The sequence below is a fragment of the Mesorhizobium sp. WSM4810 genome (genome assembly GCF_055811235.1).
Genome location: NZ_JBVVQV010000006.1, coordinates 1 through 21763, shown reverse-complemented (window position 1 = coordinate 21763; position 21763 = coordinate 1). Strand labels below are relative to the sequence as shown.

At 62.6% G+C, this 21763-nt stretch carries 23 protein-coding genes and 1 pseudogene; 15 read left to right on the top strand and 9 right to left on the bottom strand.

What is annotated here, in order from left to right; all coding sequences use genetic code 11:
- Positions 1-137 precede the first annotated feature (137 nt).
- From AC0L3O_RS11040 to AC0L3O_RS11010, 7 genes are all read left to right on the top strand, one after another.
- Positions 138-1268: a transporter substrate-binding protein gene (locus AC0L3O_RS11040; RefSeq protein WP_473615566.1), complete on the top strand. Its 1131-nt coding sequence runs from the start codon at positions 138-140 to the stop codon at positions 1266-1268.
- Positions 1265-1864 (top strand): ANTAR domain-containing response regulator, encoded by a 600-nt coding sequence (locus AC0L3O_RS11035; protein ID WP_065009964.1) that lies wholly within the window; start codon positions 1265-1267, stop codon positions 1862-1864. The genes AC0L3O_RS11040 and AC0L3O_RS11035 overlap by 4 nt, the downstream gene beginning before the upstream one ends.
- The gene (locus AC0L3O_RS11030) at positions 1842-2750 is read left to right on the top strand and encodes an ABC transporter permease (protein ID WP_128185641.1); all 909 of its coding nucleotides are present in this window, start codon (positions 1842-1844) and stop codon (positions 2748-2750) included. The genes AC0L3O_RS11035 and AC0L3O_RS11030 overlap by 23 nt, the downstream gene beginning before the upstream one ends.
- A complete protein-coding gene (locus AC0L3O_RS11025) occupies positions 2747-3667 on the top strand; it encodes an ABC transporter permease (protein WP_287065098.1) in 921 nt (306 codons plus the stop codon). Before AC0L3O_RS11030 ends, AC0L3O_RS11025 begins: the two co-directional genes overlap by 4 nt.
- 92 nt (positions 3668-3759) lie before the next feature.
- Positions 3760-5355: an ABC transporter substrate-binding protein gene (locus tag AC0L3O_RS11020; RefSeq protein ID WP_473615727.1), complete on the top strand. Its 1596-nt coding sequence runs from the start codon at positions 3760-3762 to the stop codon at positions 5353-5355.
- Positions 5345-6289: an acetamidase/formamidase family protein gene (locus AC0L3O_RS11015; RefSeq protein ID WP_473615565.1), complete on the top strand. Its 945-nt coding sequence runs from the start codon at positions 5345-5347 to the stop codon at positions 6287-6289. Before AC0L3O_RS11020 ends, AC0L3O_RS11015 begins: the two co-directional genes overlap by 11 nt.
- 211 nt (positions 6290-6500) lie before the next feature.
- Positions 6501-8285, top strand: coding sequence for an ABC transporter ATP-binding protein (locus AC0L3O_RS11010; protein WP_473615563.1), 1785 nt, complete (start codon positions 6501-6503; stop codon positions 8283-8285).
- A gap of 30 nt (positions 8286-8315) precedes the next feature.
- On the opposite strand, the gene AC0L3O_RS11005 is transcribed toward AC0L3O_RS11010, so the two are convergent.
- Entirely contained in the window at positions 8316-8804 is a 489-nt protein-coding gene (locus tag AC0L3O_RS11005; protein ID WP_473615562.1) for a methyltransferase family protein, read from the bottom strand.
- A 131-nt stretch (positions 8805-8935) separates the two neighbouring features.
- Between AC0L3O_RS11005 and AC0L3O_RS11000 the strand changes: the two genes are divergently transcribed.
- Together AC0L3O_RS11000 and AC0L3O_RS10995 are read left to right on the top strand one after the other, a co-directional pair.
- Positions 8936-9439: a MarR family winged helix-turn-helix transcriptional regulator gene (locus AC0L3O_RS11000; RefSeq protein WP_473615561.1), complete on the top strand. Its 504-nt coding sequence runs from the start codon at positions 8936-8938 to the stop codon at positions 9437-9439.
- 176 nt (positions 9440-9615) lie between these two features.
- The gene (locus AC0L3O_RS10995) at positions 9616-9849 is read left to right on the top strand and encodes a hypothetical protein (protein WP_473615559.1); all 234 of its coding nucleotides are present in this window, start codon (positions 9616-9618) and stop codon (positions 9847-9849) included.
- A gap of 82 nt (positions 9850-9931) precedes the next feature.
- On the opposite strand, the gene AC0L3O_RS10990 is transcribed toward AC0L3O_RS10995, so the two are convergent.
- From AC0L3O_RS10990 to AC0L3O_RS10975, 4 genes are all read right to left on the bottom strand, one after another.
- Positions 9932-10165, bottom strand: a complete 234-nt coding sequence (locus AC0L3O_RS10990) for a hypothetical protein (protein ID WP_473615558.1) — start codon at positions 10163-10165, stop codon at positions 9932-9934.
- A gap of 206 nt (positions 10166-10371) precedes the next feature.
- Positions 10372-11118 (bottom strand): hypothetical protein, encoded by a 747-nt coding sequence (locus AC0L3O_RS10985; protein ID WP_473615556.1) that lies wholly within the window; start codon positions 11116-11118, stop codon positions 10372-10374.
- Complete coding sequence (locus tag AC0L3O_RS10980) at positions 11088-11987, bottom strand: uracil-DNA glycosylase family protein (RefSeq protein WP_473615555.1); 900 nt, start codon at positions 11985-11987, stop codon at positions 11088-11090. The genes AC0L3O_RS10985 and AC0L3O_RS10980 overlap by 31 nt, the downstream gene beginning before the upstream one ends.
- 108 nt (positions 11988-12095) lie before the next feature.
- Complete coding sequence (locus tag AC0L3O_RS10975; protein WP_473615554.1) at positions 12096-12665, bottom strand: hypothetical protein; 570 nt, start codon at positions 12663-12665, stop codon at positions 12096-12098.
- A gap of 220 nt (positions 12666-12885) precedes the next feature.
- On the opposite strand from AC0L3O_RS10975, the gene AC0L3O_RS10970 reads away from it, so the two are divergent.
- A complete protein-coding gene (locus AC0L3O_RS10970; protein ID WP_473615552.1) occupies positions 12886-13023 on the top strand; it encodes a HipA domain-containing protein in 138 nt (45 codons plus the stop codon).
- A gap of 55 nt (positions 13024-13078) precedes the next feature.
- On the top strand, positions 13079-13249 hold the full coding sequence (locus AC0L3O_RS10965) for a hypothetical protein (protein ID WP_473615551.1): 171 nt from the start codon (positions 13079-13081) through the stop codon (positions 13247-13249).
- Between the two features lie 178 nt (positions 13250-13427).
- Here AC0L3O_RS10965 and AC0L3O_RS10960 read toward each other — a convergent pair whose 3' ends face one another.
- The 3 genes from AC0L3O_RS10960 to brxL all read right to left on the bottom strand — a co-directional run bounded on the left by AC0L3O_RS10960 (position 13428) and on the right by brxL (position 17305).
- Positions 13428-14567, bottom strand: coding sequence for a hypothetical protein (locus tag AC0L3O_RS10960; RefSeq protein ID WP_473615549.1), 1140 nt, complete (start codon positions 14565-14567; stop codon positions 13428-13430).
- Between the two features lie 214 nt (positions 14568-14781).
- On the bottom strand, positions 14782-14940 hold the full coding sequence (locus AC0L3O_RS10955) for a hypothetical protein (protein WP_473615548.1): 159 nt from the start codon (positions 14938-14940) through the stop codon (positions 14782-14784).
- A gap of 508 nt (positions 14941-15448) precedes the next feature.
- The gene (brxL, locus tag AC0L3O_RS10950; protein WP_473615547.1) at positions 15449-17305 is read right to left on the bottom strand and encodes a BREX system Lon protease-like protein BrxL; all 1857 of its coding nucleotides are present in this window, start codon (positions 17303-17305) and stop codon (positions 15449-15451) included.
- Between brxL and AC0L3O_RS10945 the strand changes: the two genes are divergently transcribed.
- From AC0L3O_RS10945 to AC0L3O_RS10935, 3 genes are all read left to right on the top strand, one after another.
- Positions 17285-18127 carry a MetQ/NlpA family ABC transporter substrate-binding protein gene (locus tag AC0L3O_RS10945; protein ID WP_473615545.1) on the top strand — a complete coding sequence of 281 codons (843 nt, stop codon included), beginning with the start codon at positions 17285-17287 and terminating at the stop codon, positions 18125-18127. The two genes, brxL and AC0L3O_RS10945, sit on opposite strands and share 21 nt — an antisense overlap.
- Before the next feature lie 155 nt (positions 18128-18282).
- Positions 18283-19311, top strand: a complete 1029-nt coding sequence (locus AC0L3O_RS10940) for a methionine ABC transporter ATP-binding protein (protein ID WP_473615725.1) — start codon at positions 18283-18285, stop codon at positions 19309-19311.
- A complete protein-coding gene (locus tag AC0L3O_RS10935; RefSeq protein ID WP_473615544.1) occupies positions 19292-19948 on the top strand; it encodes a methionine ABC transporter permease in 657 nt (218 codons plus the stop codon). Before AC0L3O_RS10940 ends, AC0L3O_RS10935 begins: the two co-directional genes overlap by 20 nt.
- 9 nt (positions 19949-19957) lie before the next feature.
- On the opposite strand, the pseudogene AC0L3O_RS10930 reads toward AC0L3O_RS10935, so the two are convergent.
- A pseudogene (locus AC0L3O_RS10930) lies at positions 19958-20139 on the bottom strand (LLM class flavin-dependent oxidoreductase); the annotation flags it as partial.
- Between the two features lie 377 nt (positions 20140-20516).
- Between AC0L3O_RS10930 and AC0L3O_RS10925 the strand changes: the two are divergent.
- Positions 20517-21122 (top strand): GFA family protein, encoded by a 606-nt coding sequence (locus AC0L3O_RS10925; protein ID WP_473615543.1) that lies wholly within the window; start codon positions 20517-20519, stop codon positions 21120-21122.
- Positions 21123-21763: the final 641 nt, after the last annotated feature.

Below are 21763 nucleotides of genomic sequence, written 5' to 3'. Positions count from 1 at the left end.
TTCCCGCTTGACTGACCCGCCGTACCGAATACGCTAATGGAGAAAATACCGGCTCCGACCGCCGGGCGGCAAAAATGCCTCGTATGCCTCGCCTTCCGCGGCGGCGGCTGCGGGGCATTGTTATTTTGGGGATTTGCTTGGGACGGCGTATTGAAATCGGCATCCTTTACTCGCGGTCTGGCAACTACCGCCTGCTGTCCGAATCCTGCCGTTCCGGTGCGATGACGGCCATCGCTGACATCAATGCCGATCCCGCCATCCCGATCGAATTCGTTCCTGTGGAGCGCGACCCGCAAGGCAACATCGACGGCTACGCGACGGGATGCGCCGACATTCTCGCCAACAGCGGCGCGCGTCACATCATTGGCTGCATTACGTCATGGAGCCGCAAGGAGGTCATCCCGATCCTCGAGCGCGCCGGCGGCACGCTCTGGTATGCCTGTCCCTATGAGGGCTTCGAAGCAAACGAGCATGTCGTCTACATGCACGCTTGCCCAAACCAGCATCTCGTTCCGCTGCTGGCCCATGTCGTGCCGCGCTTCGGCGCCAACGGTTTCCTGCTCGGCTCGAACTACATCTGGGGCTGGGAGACCAACCGTGTCGCCCGCGACCTGATCGCCGACGCCGGCGGCAAGGTTTTGGGCGAACGCTATCTGCCGCTCGGCGAGGTCGATGTCTCCAGGCTGATCGCCGAGATCCAGGCGACCCGGCCGGATTTCGTCCTGAACAACCTGATCGGCTCGTCGTCTTACGCCTTCCTCGCTGCCTATGCCGAGCTCGCCGAACGCGACCCGCATTTCAGGCCGGAGCGCTGCCCGATCCTGTCCTGCAATCTCACCGAATGCGAGTTGCCGGCGATCAACGGGGCGGGCAATGGCCACCTTTCCGTGGGGCCATACTTTCACGATATCTCGGCAGCGGATCGCCAGGGCAATTCGGCGGCGCCCTCCATCATGCCTGCCTCGTCCTTCGAGGCCGCGGCCTATGCCTCGGTGCGGACGCTTGCCGAGATCCTCGCTCGCAATCCCGGCGCACAATGGCCGGACCTTCCCCAGGCCTTTGCCGGAACCTCGTTTCGAACCCCGCTGGGCGACATCTCTATCGATCCGCAAACCCAGCACGCCACTTTGCCGGTGCAGATCGGGCGCATCGAGGGGACCGCGTTCAAGACCGTCACGCTGACCAAGGGTGTCGCGCCCGATCCCTATCTGTCCCGCTATGACCGGACCGAGACGTTCGGCCGGCCACGCTTGAGGGTGGTCTCGTGAGCAAGGTCCCGCGCATCCCGAATCTCGGCGGCGCCAGGGCCTTTGTCCTGCATCGTCCGCATCCGACGGTGCAGGCGATCACGCGGCAATTGTCGGCCATCGGCCTCGAGACGGTCGGCTGCTGGCCGGAACTGCCTGCCGAGGCGCTGGCGGCGGACTTCGTTTTCTTCGATGCCGATCTCGGCTTCGACGAACAATTCCCCTGGGCGCCGGGCGAGGCGCCGATGCCGCTGGTGGCGCTGATCGGCTCCGAAGCGCCGGGCCGCATCGAGTGGGCGCTGTCGCACAAGGCCGACGCCCAGTTGCTGAAGCCGGTCGGCAATGCCGGCGTCTACAGCGCCCTGTTGATCGCACGGCAGAGTTTCGAGGCGCGCAAGCTTTTGGCAAGTGAGATATCGTCGCTTCGCCTGCGCGTCGCAGAGCGCCAGACCATCGTGCGCGCGGTGGAGGCCTTGTCGAAAGGCGCTGAGGACGGCCGCGCCTATGCGCAGCTCCGGTCGCTGGCGATGAGCTGGCAGATCAGTGTCGAAGAGGCCGCGCGCAGGATCGTGGCGATGACGGAAGAAGGCGGCGATGACCAATCCCATCGCGCCTGATCTTCCGGCAACCGGGCGCATGCCGGCCAGGCCGCGCGCCGGCGTCTGGCGGCGCTTGGTCAAGCGTCCCCTGGCGTTGATCGGCCTAGTGATCGTTGCCGTCGTCGTGGCCGGCGCCATCCTGGCGCCGTGGCTGACCGGCTACGATCCGAACGAGCAGATGTTCGACGGGCTGACGCTTGAAGGCGCGCCCTTGCCGCCGAATGCCAGCTTCTGGCTGGGCACGGATCTGCTCGGTCGCGATCTGCTGACCCGCATCCTTTTCGGCGCACGCACCTCGCTGATCATCGGCATCGTCGCCAACGGCGTGGCGCTTTTGATCGGTACGCTGGTTGGCGTCACCGCGGGCTATTTCCGCGGCTGGATCGGTGGCGCGCTGATGCGCTTCACCGATCTGATGATGGCCTTTCCGGCGCTGCTGCTCGCCATCTGCCTGGCGGCGGTGCTCCAGCCGAGCCTGTGGATCGTTGCCATGGTGATCGCTCTGGTGAACTGGGTGCAGACCGCGCGGGTCATCTACACCGAGACCAGCTCGCTCGCCGAGCGCGAGTTCATCGACGCCGAGCGTACGATCGGGGCCAGCGCGCCACGCATCCTGTTTCGCCATATCCTGCCGCATCTGCTGCCGACGATCATCGTCTGGGGCACGCTCGGCATCTCGACCACGGTGCTGCTCGAAGCAACGCTCAGCTATCTCGGCATCGGCGTGCAGCCGCCGACCGCATCCTGGGGCAACATCATTTTCGAGAACCAGACATATTTTCAGGCAGCGCCCTGGCTGGTCTTCTTTCCTGGTGCGGCGATCCTGGCGCTGGCGCTGGCCTTCAACCTCATCGGCGATGCGCTGCGCGACATCCTCGATCCGACGCAAAGGGGCCGGGCATGATCGCCTATCTCGGCCGCCGCGTTATTCAGTCCGTGCTCATCCTGCTCGGCGTCTCATTGATCACATTTGCACTGCTCTACCTGCTGCCCGCCGACCCCGTCCGCCAGATCGCCGGCCGCAGTGCCACGCCCGAAACGGTCGAGAACATCCGCCGGCAGCTCGGCCTCGATCAGCCCTTCTTCATCCAGTACTGGCACTATCTGATCAGCCTGCTCAGCGGCGATCTCGGCCGCTCCTACATCCAGCGTTCCGAGGTCACGGAGCTCATCGTCTCGCGGCTGCCGGCAAGCCTGCTGCTGATGGTCGGCGCCATCCTTTGCGAACTGGCGATCGGCCTGACGATGGGCCTTGTTGCCGCCGTGAGGCGCGGCACCGCCACCGACCAGACGCTGATGGTCGCGTCCTTTGTCGGCGTCTCGGCGCCGCAATTCGTCGTCGGCCTGCTGCTCCTTTACGTATTCGCCGTGCAGCTCGGCTGGTTTCCGATCGGCGGCTACGGCACCTGGCGCCATCTGGTGCTGCCGTCCCTGACCATGGGAATACTCGGCGCCGGCTGGTACGCCCGCATGATGCGCTCGTCGATGATCGACGTCCTGCGCCAGGATTATATGCGGACCGCCCGCGCCAAGGGCCTTGCGCGCGGCGCCATCATTTTCCGCCATGCACTGCCCAACGCAATCCTGCCGGTCATCGCCATGATCGGCATCGACATCGGCATCTTCATGGGCGGCATCGTGGTGGTCGAAAGCGTGTTCGGCTGGCCCGGCATCGGCCAGCTTGCCTGGCAGGCCATCCAGCGCGTCGACATCCCGATCATCATGGGCGTCACCCTGGTTTCGGCCTTCGCCATCGTGCTCGGCAATCTCCTGGCCGACACCGTCGCGCCGTTCATCGATCCGCGCATCAAGCTCAGATGAAGGCCAAAAAAAGACCGGTAACAACCAGAGAAAGGGAACATGAGATGAAGAAATTCTTGACCTCCACCGTTGCGGTATCGGCGCTCGCGCTGATGCTCGGCATGACAAGCGCCCGCGCCGAACACGCCGTCGATCCGAACGCCAGGCAGGGCGGCGCGATCACCATCACCTACAAGGACGACGTCGCCACGCTCGATCCGGCCATCGGCTATGACTGGCAGAACTGGTCGATGATCAAGAGCCTGTTCGACGGGCTGATGGACTACGAGCCGGGCACCACCAATCTGCGGCCCGACCTCGCCCAGAGCTACGAGATTGCGCCCGACGGCAAGACCTTCACCTTCAAGCTGCGCCAAGGGGTGAAGTTCCACAATGGCCGCGAGATGACTGCCGACGACGTGAAATATTCGCTCGATCGCGTCACCAATCCGAAGACGCAGAGCCCGGGCGCCGGCTTCTTTGGCTCGATCAAGGGCCATGAGGATGTAGCTGCAGGCAAGGCGGAAAGCCTGGCGGGCGTCACCGTCGTCGACCCCTACACCATCAAGTTCGAACTGACCCGGCCCGACGCCACCTTCCTGCATGTCATGGCCATCAACTTCTCGCATGTCGTGCCGAAAGAGGAGGTCGAGAAACACGGCGCGGACTTTGGCAAGCATCCGGTCGGCACCGGGGCTTTCAAGTTCGCCGAATGGACGCTCGGCCAGCGCGTCGTCTTCGAGCGGAACCCGGATTACTGGCACAAGGGCCTGCCGCATCTCGACAAGGTCACCTTCGAGATCGGGCAGGAGCCGATCGTGGCGCTGCTGCGGCTGCAGAAGGGCGAGATCGACGTGCTCGGCGACGTTATTCCGCCGGCCAAGTTCCAGGAGGTGATGGCCGATCCCGAGCAGAAGGCCCGTGTCGTCGAGGGCGGCCAGTTGCACACCGGCTACATCACCATGAACACCACCATGGCGCCTTTCGACAATGTGAAGGTGCGGCAAGCGGTCAACATGGCGATCAACAAGGACCGTATCGTCCAGCTGATCAACAACCGCGGGGTGCCGGCCAACCAGCCGCTGCCGCCGTCGATGCCCGGCTACGACAAGGAATTCAAGGGCTATCCCTATGACGTGGCCAAGGCCAAGGCTTTGCTTGCCGAGGCCGGTCATCCCGATGGTTTCGACACCCAGCTGTTCGCCATGAACACCGATCCCAACCCGCGCATCGCCCAGGCGATCCAGCAGGACCTGGCGGCAGTCGGCATCAAGGCCAGCATCCAGTCGCTCGCGCAGGCCAATGTCATCGCGGCCGGCGGCGACAAGGCCGGCGCGCCGATGATCTGGTCCGGCGGCATGGCCTGGATCGCCGATTTCCCCGATCCGTCGAATTTCTACGGGCCGATCCTCAGCTGCGCCGGCGCGGTTCCGGGCGGCTGGAACTGGTCGTGGTACTGCAACAAGGATCTCGACGCCAAGGCGGCGGAGGCTGACTCGATCGTCGATCCGGCCAAATCAGGCGAACGTGCCAGGATGTGGAGCGCGATCTACGGCAAGATCATGGAAGACGCGCCTTGGGTGCCGGTCTTCAACGAGCAGCGCTTCACCATGAAATCGCCCCGGATGGGCGGCGCCGACAATCTCTATGTCGACCCTGTCCATATCCCGATCAACTACGACAATGTGTATGTGACCGATGTGCAATAACTGCGACTACACCATCCACGGGCGCCATCACCATTTCGGCTGGGACAATTCCTTTGTCCCGACCGAGCGGGTGGCGCCCGGTTCGACGATCGAGTTCCAGTGCCTGGACTCGTCCGGAGGCCAGTTGACGCTGGACAGCACTGTGGACGACGTCGCTTTGCTCGACTTCGCCAAGGTGAACCCCGTCACCGGGCCCATCTATGTCGAAGGTGCCGAGCCGGGCGATGCACTGAAGGTGACGATCGAGATGTTCAGGCCGTCCGGCTTCGGCTGGACGGCGAATATTCCGGGGTTCGGCCTGCTCGCCGACGATTTTCCGGAGCCGGCGCTGAACATCTGGACATACGACGCCGCCTCGCTCGAGCCGGCGCTGTTCGGCAAGCAGGCCCGCGTGCCGCTGAAACCCTTTGCCGGCACCATCGGCAACGCGCCGGCTGAAATGGGCCTCCACTCGGTGGTGCCGCCAAGGCGCGTCGGCGGCAATCTCGACATCCGCGATCTCGCGGCCGGCACCACGCTCTATCTGCCGGTGGAGGTGGCCGGTGCGCTGTTTTCGGTCGGCGATACGCATGCCGCGCAGGGCGACGGCGAAGTGTGCGGCACGGCGATCGAAAGCCCGATGGATGTCGTGCTCAAGCTCGACCTGGTTAAAAATGCGCGGTTGAAGACACCGCGCTTCACCACGCCGGGTCCGGTGACGCGCCATCTCGACGCCAAGGGCTATGAGGTGACGACCGGCATCGGACCGGACCTGATGACGGGCGCCAGGGAAGCGGTCTCGCAGATGATCGACCTGCTTGCCGGCCGCTACGCAATGGACCCGGTCGAGGCCTACATGCTGGTTTCGGTCTGCGGCGATCTCCGGATCAGCGAGATCGTCGACATGCCGAACTGGGTGGTGTCGTTCTACTTCCCGTGCTGCGTCTTCGAATGACGTCGGGTCGACGCCGCACCCCCCTCTGTCCTGCCGGACATCTCCCCCTCAAGGGGGGAGATCCGACTGTGCGCAGGATTTCGCCAACCCCCAGCTTTGCAATGGGGAGAGCCGACCTTGGTGACGGCCAATCTCCCCCGTTGAGGGGGAGATGTCCGGCAGGACAGAGGGGGGTGCGACGGAATAAATCCCTCGCAGGGCTGCGCCTGCAATGACCAGCGAAACAAAACCCATCCTCGACATTGCCAACCTGACCGTCAGCGTGCGCGGCGAAGACGGCGAGCGGCCTGTTGTATCAGACCTGTCGTTCTCGATTGCACGCGGCGAGACGCTTTGCATCGCCGGTGAATCCGGTTCCGGCAAATCGATGACCGCACTGGCGATCATGCAGCTCTTGCCGCAGCCTGCCGCCCGCATATCGTCAGGCATGATCCGGCTTCACGACATGGATCGGGGCGACATCGATCTGGCAGTCCTCGATGAGCGTCGGATGCGCCGCATTCGCGGCGACCGCATCGCGATGATCTTCCAGGAGCCGATGACATCGCTCAATCCGGTGCTGTCGATTGGCCGGCAGCTGGTCGAGTCGATCGAGGCCCATACCGGTCTGTCTCGCGCCGAGGCGCGCCGGCGCGCCGTCGAGGCGCTGAAGGCCGTCCGCATCTCGGAAGCCGAAAGCCGGCTAAAACAGTTTCCGCACGAACTGTCCGGCGGCATGCGCCAGCGCGTGATGATCGCTATGGCGCTGGCGCTGAAACCGGATGTGCTGATCGCCGACGAGCCGACGACGGCGCTCGATGTCACGGTGCAAGGCGAGGTGCTGGAACTGCTGCGTGATCTGCAGCGCGAACACGGTACCAGCATCATCCTTATTACCCACGACATGGGCGTGGTCGCCGAAATGGCCGATCGCGTCGTCATCATGCGGCACGGCCGCATGGTCGAGCAGGGAACAGCCGCCGATATTTTTGCCCGCCCGCAAGCCGACTGCACGCGCGAGCTGCTCGCTGCCGTGCCGCGCATTGGTACCGGCGTCGGCCGCCAAAAATCCGCGGAACAAAAGTCGGTCGAAGCGGAAATGTCCGGAAGCGTGGCGGTAGTCAACGATCTGCATGTCCGCTTCGACCTGCGCGGTGGCTTCTTCGGCCAAGTGAACCGCCGTGTCCATGCCGTCGAAGGCATCAGCTTTTCGATCGCGCCGCGCGAGACGCTGGCGCTGGTCGGCGAATCCGGCTGCGGCAAGTCGACCACCGCCAAGGCGTTGGCCGGGCTTGTGCCCTACCACGGCGATATCGTGATCGGCGGGCGCAATCTCGCGGGCCTTGGCCGTGACCAGCGCAAGGCGGTTCGCCGCGATGTGCAGATGATTTTTCAGGATCCCTATGCCTCGCTCGACCCGCGCATGCGCGTCGGCGACCTCGTTGCCGAGCCGCTGTTGATCCATGGCATCGCCTCGAAGGAAGAGCGTAGCCAGCTTGTGGCGGCGCTGTTCGAGCGCGTCGGCCTGTCGGCCGATCAGATGGAGCTCTATCCACACGAATTCTCGGGCGGCCAGCGTCAGCGCATCTGCATCGCGCGCGCTCTCGCGCTCAGGCCCAAACTCATCATCGCCGACGAGAGCGTTTCGGCGCTCGACGTGTCGGTCCAGGCCCGCGTGCTCGACCTGCTGAAGGAACTGCAGCGCGAATTCGGCATCGCCTATCTGTTCATCTCGCACGATATGGCGGTGGTCGAGAACATTTCCAATCGTGTCGCCGTCATGTATCTCGGCCAGATCGTCGAAATGGGCACCCGCGACCAGGTCTTTTCGAACCCGCGCCACCCCTACACCAAGCGCTTGATCGAGGCCGTGCCGGTGCCCGATCCGGCAAGACGCCGGCCGCGTTTCGCGCGTCTCGATCAGGAGATTCCGAGCCCGACCCGAAAAATCGGCGAAGAGCCGCCGAAACTGGCCCTGAGGGATCTTGGCAACGGTCATCTCGTTGCAGTTTCCTGACGTGCGCAACTGTCGGCATTCTTGCGACGCTCAGAGCCACCGCCGCACGGTTTGCCTGTAGCCGCGATACGCATCGCCGAATCGCCGCTCGAGATAGGCCTCCTCGCGGGCGACGACGCCGTAGCGGATCAGGATCGCAAGCGGCAGCGTGAGGACAAGGATCCAGATATTCTGCGCGGCCACGCCGACGCCGCCATAGATGAGGAACATGCCGAGGTAGATCGGATTGCGCGTCCAGCCGTGGATGCCGGTCGTCACCAGCACGCGCGTCGGCTCATTCGTCGGCACCGGCGTCGCCGCGCGGGAGAAATTGCGAATGCCCGCGGCGAAAAGCGCAGAACCGATCAGGATCAGCGAGCCGCCGATGATCCAGCTAACCAGCCCCGGACCGGGGAACGGCAAGCGCAGCAGGCGATCCAGCACGAAGCCAATCAGGAAAGCAGCGAGAAACAGCAGCGGCGGTCTCGCGATGACACCTGCGGTTCCGCTGTCGGTTTGCCCAGCCTGGTCCATTGCCATGTCTGCTCCCGCAGATGCCTAGGGCTACGAAGCCCATAGCCGCCTAGAAACGACAACTAAGGTGTCATTCTAAAAGTTGACAACGTAGGTGTCAATCGCCGAAATGGCACCGGCAAAAGGGAACTGAAGCGATGGCGTCGGCACGACACGGGACTGACCGAACGACGGGGACGGACCCCATCGTTGACAGCAAGGCCGAGGCGATCACCGAGTTGATGCTCGAAGTGGCCCAGTGCTTCTTCAGGATACGGGCTCTCGGCCAGAAGACAGGGCTCATCACCAGTTGGGGCGGCGGTGCGTTCGGCTTCATGCGAAGCCTCGCGCTGCTTGGCCCGCTCACCGTGCCGCAGATCGCCCAGATGCGTCCCACCAGCCGCCAGCGCATACAGCGGCTGGCGGATGAGCTTGCGGCCGAGGGGCTGGTCGAATTCATCGACAATCCGAAACACCGGCGCTCGAAGCTTGTGCAGCTGACGCGCAAAGGCGCCGCGCGCTACGGCGAGCTGAACGCCCAGCTCCTGGCGATCGCCACGACCATGGGCGTCGCTCTCGACGAAGCCGATATCCGCAAGACTGCCGAGGTCGTGCGGCAGCTGAGCAACGATGTGAACGTGCGGTCGGAGCAGCTGTCCTAGCGCTGGCCCAAAAGCGGCGCGGCGCCAGTGAAGGGATCTCCGATGCTTGAGAAGCTCGCCGGCCGTTTCCACTTCCGTCCCGCCCGCCGGCGAACGATTGCCAACCGGAACCTCTGCGGAGCTGAGGCGTTCGACCGCAAAGTTGAGAGCTGCGCCACCGCAAAAAGAGTACCGCCATGGCTCAGAAGATAACGACAGGCACGAACGACCGGCCGCGCAACGAGACCATAGGCCAATCCGGCGAAGGCCTGCCGGGAAAGCAGCTGCAAGGCATTGGCGAAGCCAATCCCGACGCGCCAGGCATTTTTGGCGCCGGCGTGATTATCTGCCGCCGCTGCGCCGGGACAGGCATGATCGACGGCCGCACCTGCCCCGAATGCGGCGGAACCGGAAAGACGCCGATAGGCTGAGGCGGTCAGGATAAGGGTCACGTTTCGCGGCAATTTCGATCACCGAAGCGCCGACGAATCTGGCCGATGCAAATTGCGCGGATCAGATCGCCGGCACCCACTTCCAGAACACGCCCTCCATCCGTTCGGGATAGTATTTGAACTCGCATTCGAAGCGCCACCCGTAAGTCTTGGCGGCGGCCAGGGCTTCCTTGCTGACCGGGTTCATGCCCGTTCCCGGCGCGAACCAGTCATCCAGCAAGTCGTCGGGCACGTAGGCGCCGATCCTCAAAGGCAGCTTTTCGAGAACGACATCCATTTCGTCAGGTGCGGACATGGCTTCTCCTTCGAGATCTACCACGAACAAGTCATTCGAGGCGGATTGGGTTCCAGAGCATGGCTGAGATCGAAGGGGTGATGGGCGGGCGCGACTGGATTTCGACTGTCCAGAATGGACCCACGCAAGTTTGGCGCGCCGGACGAGATGAAACTGGGCACTCTTATATAAACTGCTGCTATTTACGGTTGAGGCTAGGAGCTGGTCTAGACTTTGCTGTCGCCAACCGCAGGCGGAACAGTCCCGGCGCTCGCCGCCTGCGCGGCCTTGATCGCAATCAGCCGCTCGATGTGCGGCTGCACGCGCTCCATGACTCGCCCCAACGGATCGCCTTCGAGCCACATCGGTCCGGGGCCAACGCCGGCCTTGCTGCTGTGATGATCAAACCACGCGACCAGATCGGGCGTCGGTTCTTGATCGAACATCATACGGATAAGCGTATCACGTTCGGCGGAATAACCGCCCAGGGCGTGTATATCACTGTTTGCAAGAGTCCCGATTTCAAGGACGACTTCGGATTGCGTGTTGCCGTAGCTTCCCGCGCCGTCGCCATACCCGGTGATGCTACCCTTCTCGCGTTCGAGCGCGTCCAGAAAATCCTGTGACCGGTAGAGCGTATCGAGATTGAGGATCACGCTGCCGGGGGGCGGCTTCAGTGCTACGATGACGCCCTGCCATCCTTCCGGCGGCACGCCGCGCTTAAATGTTTTGGCGACTGCCGGGGAGAGAGTCCACGCCGATATGGTTTCCGGGAGACTGCGCTCGGCGATGAGATTCCAGATGGAGCCCTGCTCCAGCGCGATCTGCCGATATGTGACAAGGCCGCATTGTCGGAACCGCTCGTCGATGCCCGCGGACAGCTCTTTCAGGCGGGCGCCACGCCGCTTCTTCTGCTTTGCGTCGCCGCCGCGCTGCCAGTCGCTTACGGCCTGAATGAATTCCAGGGTGAGCATTGATCGCAGCCTTCCTCCTCCCCGCTGGTCGCAGGGCTAGACGGCATCGTAGCGGAGCCCTTTCCTCCGCCCTTGCCGTGCGTCTCGTCATGCATCTGAAACCGGTTGGACAGGTCCCACCCTTGGGGGATGCGGGCGCGGTCGCAAAGCATGCAGCGGCAGGGCCGGATGCTGCCCGTCTTTTTCATCGACAGGAAGTCGCGAACGGCGCCGGTGGCGCTGCCTGATGGATGAGGCAGCGCTACAATGCGCTTCGTATCGATCCCTGCAACCCGTGCTGCGTGACGGACGATCCGCGGCCCTTTTTGCCCGAGCGCGACGATCACGGCATCGGCGGACACATCGGCCAGCTCCTCGGCAAGGCAGGTTTCAACGTGTTTTCTCAGCTCTGGGTGTGCGAGCGAGTCGATCTGGTTGTTGAAGAGTTCGCGGCCGATGAAAGTGGGGTAGCGAATGGTCGAGGTGAAATGCACCTTGAAGGCTTCTGCCGTCCAGAGTTCATCAATGTCCTCAATACCGGCGCGCTCCGCGATGCCGCTATGTTCAAGAAGGGATTTCAAATTCGGCTCGATGACCTCACCGCGAAATGACGATTCGGCCTTGATGCGTTCGAGGTCCGCCTGGGGGTCTTTGCCGCTGGCTATCGCCCTCTGCACGGCCTTGTAGCTGCGCCGCGCCTGGTTCGGTCCCGGCGTCACGCCAATGATCACCAGCCGGGCATGCCGGTTTATATAGTCAAAAGGAGCCCATAGGATCCCGACGCTATGCGCGTCGCTTCCTCCCGGGGGCGGATAAAGACGCAGCGCATCTGGACTTTTGAGTTCCAGCTCGATGTCAGCATCGGTCAGTGTCGGCAGGATACTCATCATGGAAGCTGATCCGGGGCGTCTGCGGGCCCGCCTCCTTGCACGATTCGCGCGGAACAAATAGGCGATCTCGTACCCGCCGAGGCTACCGAAGCGCAAAGGCGTGACAGTTCAATGCACGCTGAGTTCATATTCTGCAAATGTGCGGGGAAATTGCTGGCGTAGGGACTCCGCGAGTCCACTGGCAAAGGAAATGGCCTTGCGAAGGCTAACTTTGATTTCTTCCAGCTTTGCGATGGGATCGAACTGGCCCTTCTGCCCAAGCGAACCGGCTACGGGCGCTTTGAAGAACTCATGACATAGGTAGTTCCGCGCATCGATGGCTTCTTGCAGGACATCTAGATGCAGGGACGGACCGCCAGGGCTGATGTGAAGACGCGCACCGAGCGCTCGCTTCAGTTCACCCATTGTGCCATTTTGAACTAGGAGTTTAATCTGCCCGACTTGGAGACGCAGGTTCTGCTTCATCTTTTCGTAAAAAGGCTTACTCTTGAGGTGCTTCTCTAGATCGAGGCCAGAATCCTCCGCCCGTTTGACCATTTCGTCCAAGTCAAAATCTTTCTGCCATCCCGACTCTATCAAGAAGAGCATCATGATAGGGATCGTCAGAGAATCTTCCAGCGTCTGGGCGAGTTCAAGCGCTGCCCCGGCCTTTCGATAGACGTCATCCTGTAAAGTCATGAGTATTCCAACTGAATTAATCATTCGATCGCTAGGCGCGTCTGCTGCCCTCGCCATGTTTCGTGAGATCGTTGCGGCGGCGGCAAGTGGCTAACTACCGACACTGAATCCGTTTTTTGGAAATGGACGCAATCGCCCTTCGTTCATTTTCCATAGCCCACATGGAATTTAGTGTCGGGCAGCGCCGGACGCTGACGGCGCCGAGCTCTGGCGGCGCATCGTGTTCAGCATCCTGATTTCAAACACCGACGATCACCTGCGCAATCATGGCTTCCTGTTTGCGGGGCCTGGAGGCTGGCGGCTTTCACCGGTCTACGACGTGAACCCTGTCCCGGTGGAGGTGAAGGAGGCATTCTGACGACCGCCATCAACGAGGGAAGACGCCACCGCCTCGCTGGACCTTGCGCTCTCCGTTGCCGACATTCGGCCTCAAGACAAAGGATGCGCGCGCGATCGCGCGGCAAGTCGGTGACGCCGTTGCGAACTGGCGCGGCGTCGCTGCCGATGCCGGCATCGGCAAGGCCGAAATAAACCGCATGGCGTCCGCGTTCGAACACGACGACCTGTCGCAATCGATTGCGTAGCGTGTAAATGCCATCCCTGAAAAGCCTGCTTCGTCTGGAGCCGTCCGTCGCCTCACCAAGGCGAGGGCGACGGCGGAAACAGCGAACAGTCTGGGCCTGCTTTGGTGGTGTGTCCCGACCTCGGGCTGACAGCGTGAAGCCCGTAGAATGCGTGGCGGCATTGAACAGGCAGTGCGCCCTACTTTCCTCTTACGGTCACACGCCCAAGAGCCGATAGACGGCTGGCGATATCGGCCTGGGTAAGCGGCTCCAGGCTACGGTCGACGCGCGGTTGCGAGCGCGGTGATGGCGGTGCCGGCGGCGCTTCTTTGCCAGCACGCCCAGACGTGTCGGAAAAGACCAGGGCCAGAAGAAAATGGACAAGGCGCGGCGTCCACGGGACGCCGGCGGCGGTCCTGTGCCCGTCCTTATTCAGCCGGATAGCCACATCCCGCGGCTTTCGCGTTCCCAACCGGGCGTAGGTTTTCACCACCGGCCCCAGCTGATCGCAAAGTTGCGCGACATTGATCTTCGGGCCGTGGAAGTGGACCGTTTCCGCCTCGGTCATGTCTTGCCCATCGTCCCTCCTCCTGGCCGGATTCTTGATGAGCCGCGACTTGCTGATGACGGTGTTCGGCACCGGACGCGCCAGTTCCGGCGCGGGCCGATGGTTGGCGGCGGGGGCATTCACAGCTGGGTCTATGGCCGCGCCGTCCTTAAAAGTGACATGCGACAAGGTCTCAGGGTGAAGGAAGGAGATCAGGTCTCCTTTCACGCTGACGAAGTCGCCGGCGGCGATCAACGCGTCCGGCGCCAGATAGCGGAACGCCCCCTGCACATGGTCACGGTCAACACCTTCCGCGACGGCGAAATGGCGTTTGTCCCGGCTCTCCGTCGAAACCACCACCATCAGCCGCCAGCCCGCATGTCCACTTCCGGGGGCATCGAACAACCCCGCGGTGCCGGCTGCGGCGACCAGCTCCAGGGCGAGTCCCCGCGGTCTTCTGACCGGCGGGGCGACGACGGCCGGACCAGCGGCAATCCTGCGTACCGGGTTGTCGGTACAGGGATGCTTGGTCCACGGAAGCCCCAGCTCGTCGAAATAGACCCGGCTGCCGTGCCGGTTGGCGTAAAAGAAAACAGCGGCACCGCACACCGGGCAGCGCGCGTTCGGGTTGACGTAGCAGGCGCTGACTGTCCGGACGAGGTTTCTTCCAAGCAGCAGGCGCGCATCGCGAAAGCGCAGGTCGGCAGCGACCTGCGACCGGTCAATGCGAGCACCGCCATAGTTGACGCACCACCCGCAGGTGCAGTTGGAATAATGGTTGTGGCCGGTCATCCGTATTCGAATACATCGCATGGCATGGTCTTGGAAGCATGCCAGACAGCAGCGGGTTGAGAACAAGCGCGCCGGGAGGCAACCCAATCGCGTTCGATCACCGGGCCCGTCCTCCTGGTGTCCGGACAAACCTAAGCTGGGACGCCCCGCCTGAGGGAGACGGCCCGAGCGCCACTGAGCCGGAAATCACCGCCGTTCTAACGCTCCCGCGGATTTAGAAGCCCGCGCCGCGACACTGGCCGCGGTGCAGGAAGCGACGCCGCGCGAGCAGCGGGCCGCGCTTTCCCCGGCCGCGCCCGAGATCGAGCGCGGCGGCGGCCTGCCGGACGAGGCTGAAAACACGGAGGACCGTACCGCCATCCGTGAAGCTCACCTGACAGGCATCACCCCGCCGAAGACGAGCGCCCTATCAGGATCAGCCGCTCGGATCGGTCCCGCACCCGGGAAGAAGATCCCGGCCGGGAACGGTAAAAAACTCCAAACAAATAAAATGAAACCGGCCGCACCCCTCACGGGCACGGCCGGTCGCAGTGTCGGCTACGCGGCCAGCGCGGGGTCGTCGGCAACGCTGGAACGCAGCACCTCCGGAAGCCAGCCGGTCCTGGTCAATTCCCAGGCGGCCAGCGCCGCGAGATCGGCATTTTCATCTTGGACCAGGTGCGGGCTGGCAGCCCTTTGCGGACATTGCCGTCCCAGGCGACGAGTTTAGGGAGAAAGGCTGGGCGGACAAGCTGCCGGGTCACTGCTGCAAACGGGTACGGCCACGGCCCGGCTCAGCCGGGGTGGTGCGGGCAGGTCGTTGACCGGGCGGCCCGCCCGGCCGTCATGGCGTCATTGATTGAGCCAACGGCAACGCGAGAATCACCGAGATCTAAGGCGCTCTACGCACGGAAAATGTCGACTTTTGTCTCAAGACACTTGCGGAGACTCAGGTCATGCGAACCTACCTCAAACCAGCCCGCCGGCTTTTGATAGAAATCGAGACCACGGCCGATTTTTATGGTCCATCCATTGTCGATACGAATTTCTCGATCATGCATTTTCGAGTTGAGCACTATGTCTAAGACAACGTCCATCTCAAGCAGACTTTGTTTGAGTTCCTCAAGTTTCTCGGAGATGTCAGCAAATTGGGTCTTGTCGTCGTAACCTGTGATGAGCGTGATGCGCTTGGCAACGCTGAATCTTAGAACCGTTTCACAAAAACGAACGAAGTTGTGAATCTGATGGGGCATTCGAATATACGGGTCTTCGATGACGACCGCCTTGGCGCCGCGTAGATAGTCGCCCATGATCGACTCGTAACTATGTCCAGTATCCCCGTACAAAATCGTAAAATGCTGCTCCTTGAGAGCGGCAGGCTCGGCAGCTGCGACAATGGGCGTTGGCGAACTCGCGACCGGTTCGTCAACAGGCGACGCATCCGCTTCCGAAGCGGGCTGCACTTGCGGCTCCCCGGTTTCGCTCGGCGCGACTTCGCCTTCATTTCGGCGCAGACGACGCCTTGCCGGCTGTTGCGTGGCGATGGCGTCCTTTGACTCAGGGCAGAACACAACAACATCATCGCCCGCAGAATTAACAAATGACAGATCGATACGCGCAAACTCGTCGTCGGGCTTGCGCTTGTTCATCTGCTCCTTCACCCGTCGGCGACATTCGATCGCATAGGTGACGTATTCATCAAACTCTTGGTCGCTAGGTGGACCATTCGGGTGCAGCACCTTCAAGAACGCACAGACTGTTTTCTTAATGCCCTTTTCGTCTCGTCCTTCGACGGCCTTTCCGAGGCGCACGCGACGGCTCACCTCCTCGTATCTGTTGGTGTGCTTAAACTGGTAGTGAAATGCCTCCGCAAGAAAATCTGTGATGAAGCCGTAGCGGTTCGTCAGAAACGCACTGCTGTTTTTCGGCATCTCCCAGCCAGGTATGTAGGCGGCGAACCTGTCCATGACAGCCAAGTCGAGTTCGGGCGGGAGGGGCTGGAAAAGGTCATATTCTGTCGAATTCACAACCTGCTGAACCGACAAATCGATGTTGCCAACGAAGCTCAAACTTGCGTCGGCGATAACCTCGGCGCCCCTCGAAAAGCGGCCGTTCGCCATGAAGTCCTTCATGATCTGGATCGTGTCAGGATCACGGACTTTGATGCCACCAACCTCATCAAATGCCACCGTATCCCAATAGCCAACCAGACCAACCTTGCGACGAGCGTTGTTGTAGAAAAGGGTCGCCTTGGTGGCTTGGCCTCCCGAGATCAGGGTGGCATAGGGAGAAAATTCGCTAAAGAAATAGGACTTGCCGGTGCCGCGTGGTCCGAGTTCGATATAGTTGTAGTTCGGCTCAACGAGGGGCGCTAAACGCGCCACGTAGTGCAGCTTGGTCCGGTGAGAAAGTTTGGACGGCTCTAAACCGACCGAGCGCATGATGGCGTCTAACCACTCGTCCCGTGTAAATTCTCCGCGACCAGCGGTATAGCGGCTGAAATCAAAGCGCGACAATTGGATGGGACGCAAATCCTCGATATAGAAGGCGTAGTTGTCTTCCTCGATATCGTTGTGGGTGAGAGTGACCTCCGCCCAGATGCCGCCTTCAAGGAGACGGTCATTGTCACGGTAGAATTTCTCGCCGATGGCGATACGCTGGGAGTTAAAATTTTCAAGCGAGGCCCAGTGCCGCTTTTCCTTTTCAACATAGCGTACATGGACTTTGTCGATGAAGCGATGGCTGCCTTTGGTCGCCACTTTGTTTCCAGATTGATCACCCGGCGCACGGGCCTCGCCGCACTTTTTGCCTCGGCCGTCACGCTAGCGGCCCTCGCCGGGCCCCAACCGGCTGTTGCGGAGGACAAGGTCATCAAGGTCGGCATCATCTCCGGCGAGGACGAGGACGTTTGGCGTGTCGTCACACAGGAGGCCGACAAGCGCGGCCTGAGGATCGAGACTGTCGTGTTCAACGACTACACGCAACCCAACGAGGCGCTGGAACGCGGCGAGATCGACGCCAACGCCTTCCAGCACAAGCCGTACCTCGACAACCAGATCGCCACGCAGAGCTATCACATCGTGCCGGTCGGCTACACCGGCGTCTGGCCGATCGGCCTCTATTCGAAGAAGCATGCCAAGGTCGCCGACTTGCCGGACGGGGCGATCGTCGGCGTGCCGAACGATCCGTCCAACGAGGGCCGCGCGCTGCGGGTGCTGGAGAGCGAGAAGTTCATCAAGCTGAAGGAAGGCACCGGCATTCTCGCCACCACGGCAGACGTCGTCGAGAACCCGAAGAACATCGAGATCAAGGAACTCGATGCCGGCATCGTCGGCCGTTCGATCGACGACCTGGATGCCGCCGTCGTCAACACCGACTGGGCGCTGAAGAGCGGGCTCACGCCCGAGAACCGCATCGCCCAGGAGCCGATCGTCGACAACCCTTACCGCAACTTCATCGCGGTGAAGGCCGGGACGGAGAACGAGCCCTGGGTGAAGACACTGGTCGAATCCTACCAGAACCAGACGGTGAAGGCCGAGTTCGATCGCGTCTACAAGGGTACCGGCCTCAGCGCCTATTGAGCGGACAGATTGGCATTCCCGAATGACGGGCGGCCCGCATCGACGGCGGGCCGCCGCGTCGTATCTGAAGGGAGGCGCCGGGGAGATCGGAAAGGAGCATCGTGAACCAGCATTTCTCCGCAACTGTGCAACAGGTCGCCGATGTACGGACGCCGGTGGATGTCGTCAGGCTGACCGACGTCAGGCGCCGGTTCGGCACGACGGCCGCCCTCGACGGCGTGTCGCTCAGCGTGCGCAAGGGCGAGATCCTCGGCATTATCGGACGCAGCGGCGCTGGAAAATCGACGCTGATCCGCTGCCTCAACGGGCTGGAGCGACCCGACTCCGGCGAGATCTTCATCGAAGGCCGCGACATTGCGCAGCTCGGCGAACGCGAGCTGCAGCCGCTTCGCCGCCGCATCGGCATGATCTTCCAGCACTTCAACCTGCTCTCGGCAAAGACCGTCGAGGACAATGTCGCCCTGCCGTTGAAGATCGAGGGGCGGCCGAAGGCTGAGCGGCTTCACCGCGCCGCCGAGCTTCTCGAGCTGGTGGGACTGTCGGCGAAGGCCAAGGCGTATCCGGCATCGCTTTCGGGAGGGCAAAAGCAGCGCGTGGGCATCGCGAGGGCGCTCGCGGCGCGGCCTGCGCTGCTGCTTTCGGACGAGGCGACATCGGCGCTCGATCCGGAGACCACCCGCTCGATCCTGGCGCTGCTCAAGGACATCAACCGGCGGCTCGGGGTGACGATCCTGCTCATTACCCACGAGATGGAGGTGATCCGTTCGATCGCCGACCGGGTCGCCGTGATCGACGCCGGGCGCATCGTCGAAGCAGGCCCGGTGTGGTCGGTATTTGCCGATCCGAAATCGCCGATCACGCAGAGCCTTCTCGGCGGCATCCGCCCGCAGCTTCCGGGCGAGATCGCCGCGCGCCTCTCGCAATCGGGAGGCCGCGAAGCGATCCTCAGAGTGGATGTCGCCGGCGAAGCCGCGAGCCGACCTCTGCTGTCCGATCTGGCAGCGGCGGTGCCGGGCGCCTTCCGCCTCGTTCACGGCGGCATCGACCATGTGCAGCGGCAGCCGATCGCCAGCCTGTTTCTCGGTGTTCCCTCCGCCGCCGATCACGTGCGGCGGGTTCTCGATTTTCTGAAGGGCCGCGGCGCCCGCGTGGAGGTGCTTGGCTATGTCGCCGGTAATGATTGAACTGCTTTTCCGCTCGCTCTGGGAAACGGTGCTAATGACGGCCGCGTCCGGCTTCGTCTCGCTGGTGGCCGGCCTGCCGCTCGGCCTGGCGCTCGTCGCCACCGATCGTGGTGGCATCGCCGAGCAACTTTGGCTGAATCGCGTCTTGGGCGCCTTGATCAACGGTTTCCGGTCAGTTCCCTTCATTATCCTGTTGGTTGCGCTGATCCCGGTGACGCGGCTGATCGTCGGCACCTCTATCGGCACATGGGCGGCGATCGTGCCGCTGTCGATCGCGGCGACTCCGTACTACGCGCGCATCGCCGAGGTCTCGCTGCGCGAAGTGGATCACGGGCTGATAGAGGCGGCACGCGCCATGGGCGGCAACCGCTGGACGATCGTCCGTGAAGTCCTCGTGCCCGAGGCGCTGCCCGGCATCGTCGCCGGCTTCACCGTGACGCTGGTCACGCTCGTGGGTGCTTCGGCCATGGCCGGCGCGATCGGCGCCGGTGGGCTGGGCGATCTCGCCATCCGCTACGGATACCAACGCTTCGAGACCACCATCATGGTCGCGGTGGTGATCGTGCTGATCATCCTCGTTAGCGGCATCCAGTGGATCGGCGACCGGCTAGTTGCCCGTCTCGATCGCCGGACATGATCCGGTTCGCTATTCGAAAAACCGATTCCTGGGACGCGCCAGGCCGAGATTTTCGCGCCGCGTCGGCGCCTCATATTTGCGCCGGGACAGCCCGCGCCGTTGAAGTTCTGGCACCACCTTTCGAGGACATCGTCGAGCCCGGCTGGCGGGAACGGGAACATCACGTTGAAGCCGTCCGACCCCTGCTCGACTGCAGACCGTGCCACGTCCGCGATGATATCGAAGTTGTCTGTTCCGATCCGACCGCATCGGCGGAGGGTGGAGGCGCGGACCGCCGACGTCGCTGGATTGATCCCTCCGACGTGGCAATCCGTCCAACAACATGAATACGAGCCGTGGCAAACGGAGCGCTTACTGTTGGACACTGCCCACCTATCGCCCGACGGAGCGCTAGAGATGATTGAACGCTATCTGGCCACTGGCGCGCCGTGAAAGCTTGGCCGTTCGAGTTTCAGGTCAACCTGGCACAGCAATGGACGCGCGGCCGGGAATAGGTCGTCGTTAGGCTTACGTAAGCTTCAGCCGGCGCTTACACATCGCCTGTGAGCAACAGACGGCCAATTCATGAATGACTGCGAACACCGTCGTGGGACTAGCGAGCGCCGACGGAAGGAGCCGGGTTGAGAGACCGGTCGGCGGCCCCCTTTGGGGAAGGTGGAACGTTTTCGCCCTCCTTGCCGTTGAAGCGGTCGGGAGAACGCTCGTGGTTGACCAAGTCGCGCAAGTTCGAACTGGTAGCTGCATTTGCCGCGGCGTAACGTTTCGCGTGACCGGCGATCCGCTCCGGGTTGGCATTTGCCACTGCACAGACTGCCGCAAGGCCAGCGGGTCGACTTTCTCTGCGTTTGCAGTGTGGCCCCGAGAGGCATTTGAGCAAATGACGGGTTTCACCAGTGCGTACGCGGGCAGAAGCTTCTGCTCGACTTGCGGCGGACGCGTGCCGTCGATCCGCGACGACGAAGTGGAGGTTATGATCGGGGCCCTCGACGAGGTACCAACGGACCTAACACCCGAATACGAGCTCTGGACCGGACGTCGCGAAAGCTGGCTTAGTCCTCTGGCATCCGCAACGCAGTTCGAAAAGGACGCAGAAGCCCCCGGCAATGAAGCCGAGGTAGAACCACCTGAGCAGCCAGAGTCCGTGGCTTCAACTGAGCGCAAGTCGCCTGTTTGATGGCTCGCCGGGCTCAGCTTTAAAGGGTCTGGATGGCTAGAGCGCCGACGCCCCTGAACGCATCAAGGGCAACGCAGATCGCGGGACCACGAGCATTCGGGATCTGACCTACGGGCACTGGCGCCGATGACCAGCTTTGGCGAGCCCAGCCCGACGCCCAATGACAAGGATCCAGAGACAAGCATCCAGCGAAATTTCTGGTTCGCGCTTGACGAGAGCCGGCCACCGTTCGTCTTCGCCGGGCTCTGGAGACCTTGGCACGACGACCGCAAGTCCAGGACGGGCCGCAAGATGATGAATTGTATGGTTCTTCACTACAGCTCCACGACGTCGTGATGCCATGCCTATCCATGAAACGGCAATGCCGATGGTCCTCACCATGCCCGAAGAGATCGACACCTGACTGCGGGCGCCATGGAGCGAGGCGAAGACATTGCAGCGCCCCTCCCCGACGACCAGCTCGTCAGAGTCGACACGCCTGCGACGGAGCTAAAATTCCCGGCTGCCTCGGCGCAGCTATTTCGGGTAGGGAGCCGTCATGTGTATTTCGCTGGAATGAGCCAGGTGCGCCATTTGCCGACATTCACGGAGCGTTGGCAATCCCGACCTACGCCCGACCGCCGAATCGGCTGTGCGGTCGT

What these genes read in the sequence shown, in the direction of transcription:
- AC0L3O_RS10975 (WP_473615554.1), bottom strand. Translation starts at nt 12,665, where the DNA reads ATGACTTTACAGGATGACGTCTATCGAAAGGCCGGGGCAGCGCTTGAA.
- AC0L3O_RS10990 (WP_473615558.1), bottom strand. Translation starts at nt 10,165, where the DNA reads ATGTCCGCACCTGACGAAATGGATGTCGTTCTCGAAAAGCTGCCTTTG.
- AC0L3O_RS11020 (WP_473615727.1), top strand. Translation starts at nt 3,760, where the DNA reads ATGCTCGGCATGACAAGCGCCCGCGCCGAACACGCCGTCGATCCGAAC.
- AC0L3O_RS10995 (WP_473615559.1), top strand. Translation starts at nt 9,616, where the DNA reads ATGGCTCAGAAGATAACGACAGGCACGAACGACCGGCCGCGCAACGAG.
- AC0L3O_RS10980 (WP_473615555.1), bottom strand. Translation starts at nt 11,987, where the DNA reads ATGATGAGTATCCTGCCGACACTGACCGATGCTGACATCGAGCTGGAA.
- AC0L3O_RS11030 (WP_128185641.1), top strand. Translation starts at nt 1,842, where the DNA reads ATGACCAATCCCATCGCGCCTGATCTTCCGGCAACCGGGCGCATGCCG.
- AC0L3O_RS11015 (WP_473615565.1), top strand. Translation starts at nt 5,345, where the DNA reads ATGTGCAATAACTGCGACTACACCATCCACGGGCGCCATCACCATTTC.
- AC0L3O_RS10935 (WP_473615544.1), top strand. Translation starts at nt 19,292, where the DNA reads ATGTCGCCGGTAATGATTGAACTGCTTTTCCGCTCGCTCTGGGAAACG.
- AC0L3O_RS10985 (WP_473615556.1), bottom strand. Translation starts at nt 11,118, where the DNA reads ATGCTCACCCTGGAATTCATTCAGGCCGTAAGCGACTGGCAGCGCGGC.
- AC0L3O_RS11005 (WP_473615562.1), bottom strand. Translation starts at nt 8,804, where the DNA reads ATGGCAATGGACCAGGCTGGGCAAACCGACAGCGGAACCGCAGGTGTC.
- AC0L3O_RS10960 (WP_473615549.1), bottom strand. Translation starts at nt 14,567, where the DNA reads ATGACCGGCCACAACCATTATTCCAACTGCACCTGCGGGTGGTGCGTC.
- AC0L3O_RS10945 (WP_473615545.1), top strand. Translation starts at nt 17,285, where the DNA reads ATGGCTGCCTTTGGTCGCCACTTTGTTTCCAGATTGATCACCCGGCGC.
- AC0L3O_RS11010 (WP_473615563.1), top strand. Translation starts at nt 6,501, where the DNA reads ATGACCAGCGAAACAAAACCCATCCTCGACATTGCCAACCTGACCGTC.
- AC0L3O_RS11000 (WP_473615561.1), top strand. Translation starts at nt 8,936, where the DNA reads ATGGCGTCGGCACGACACGGGACTGACCGAACGACGGGGACGGACCCC.
- AC0L3O_RS11025 (WP_287065098.1), top strand. Translation starts at nt 2,747, where the DNA reads ATGATCGCCTATCTCGGCCGCCGCGTTATTCAGTCCGTGCTCATCCTG.
- AC0L3O_RS10925 (WP_473615543.1), top strand. Translation starts at nt 20,517, where the DNA reads ATGACTGCGAACACCGTCGTGGGACTAGCGAGCGCCGACGGAAGGAGC.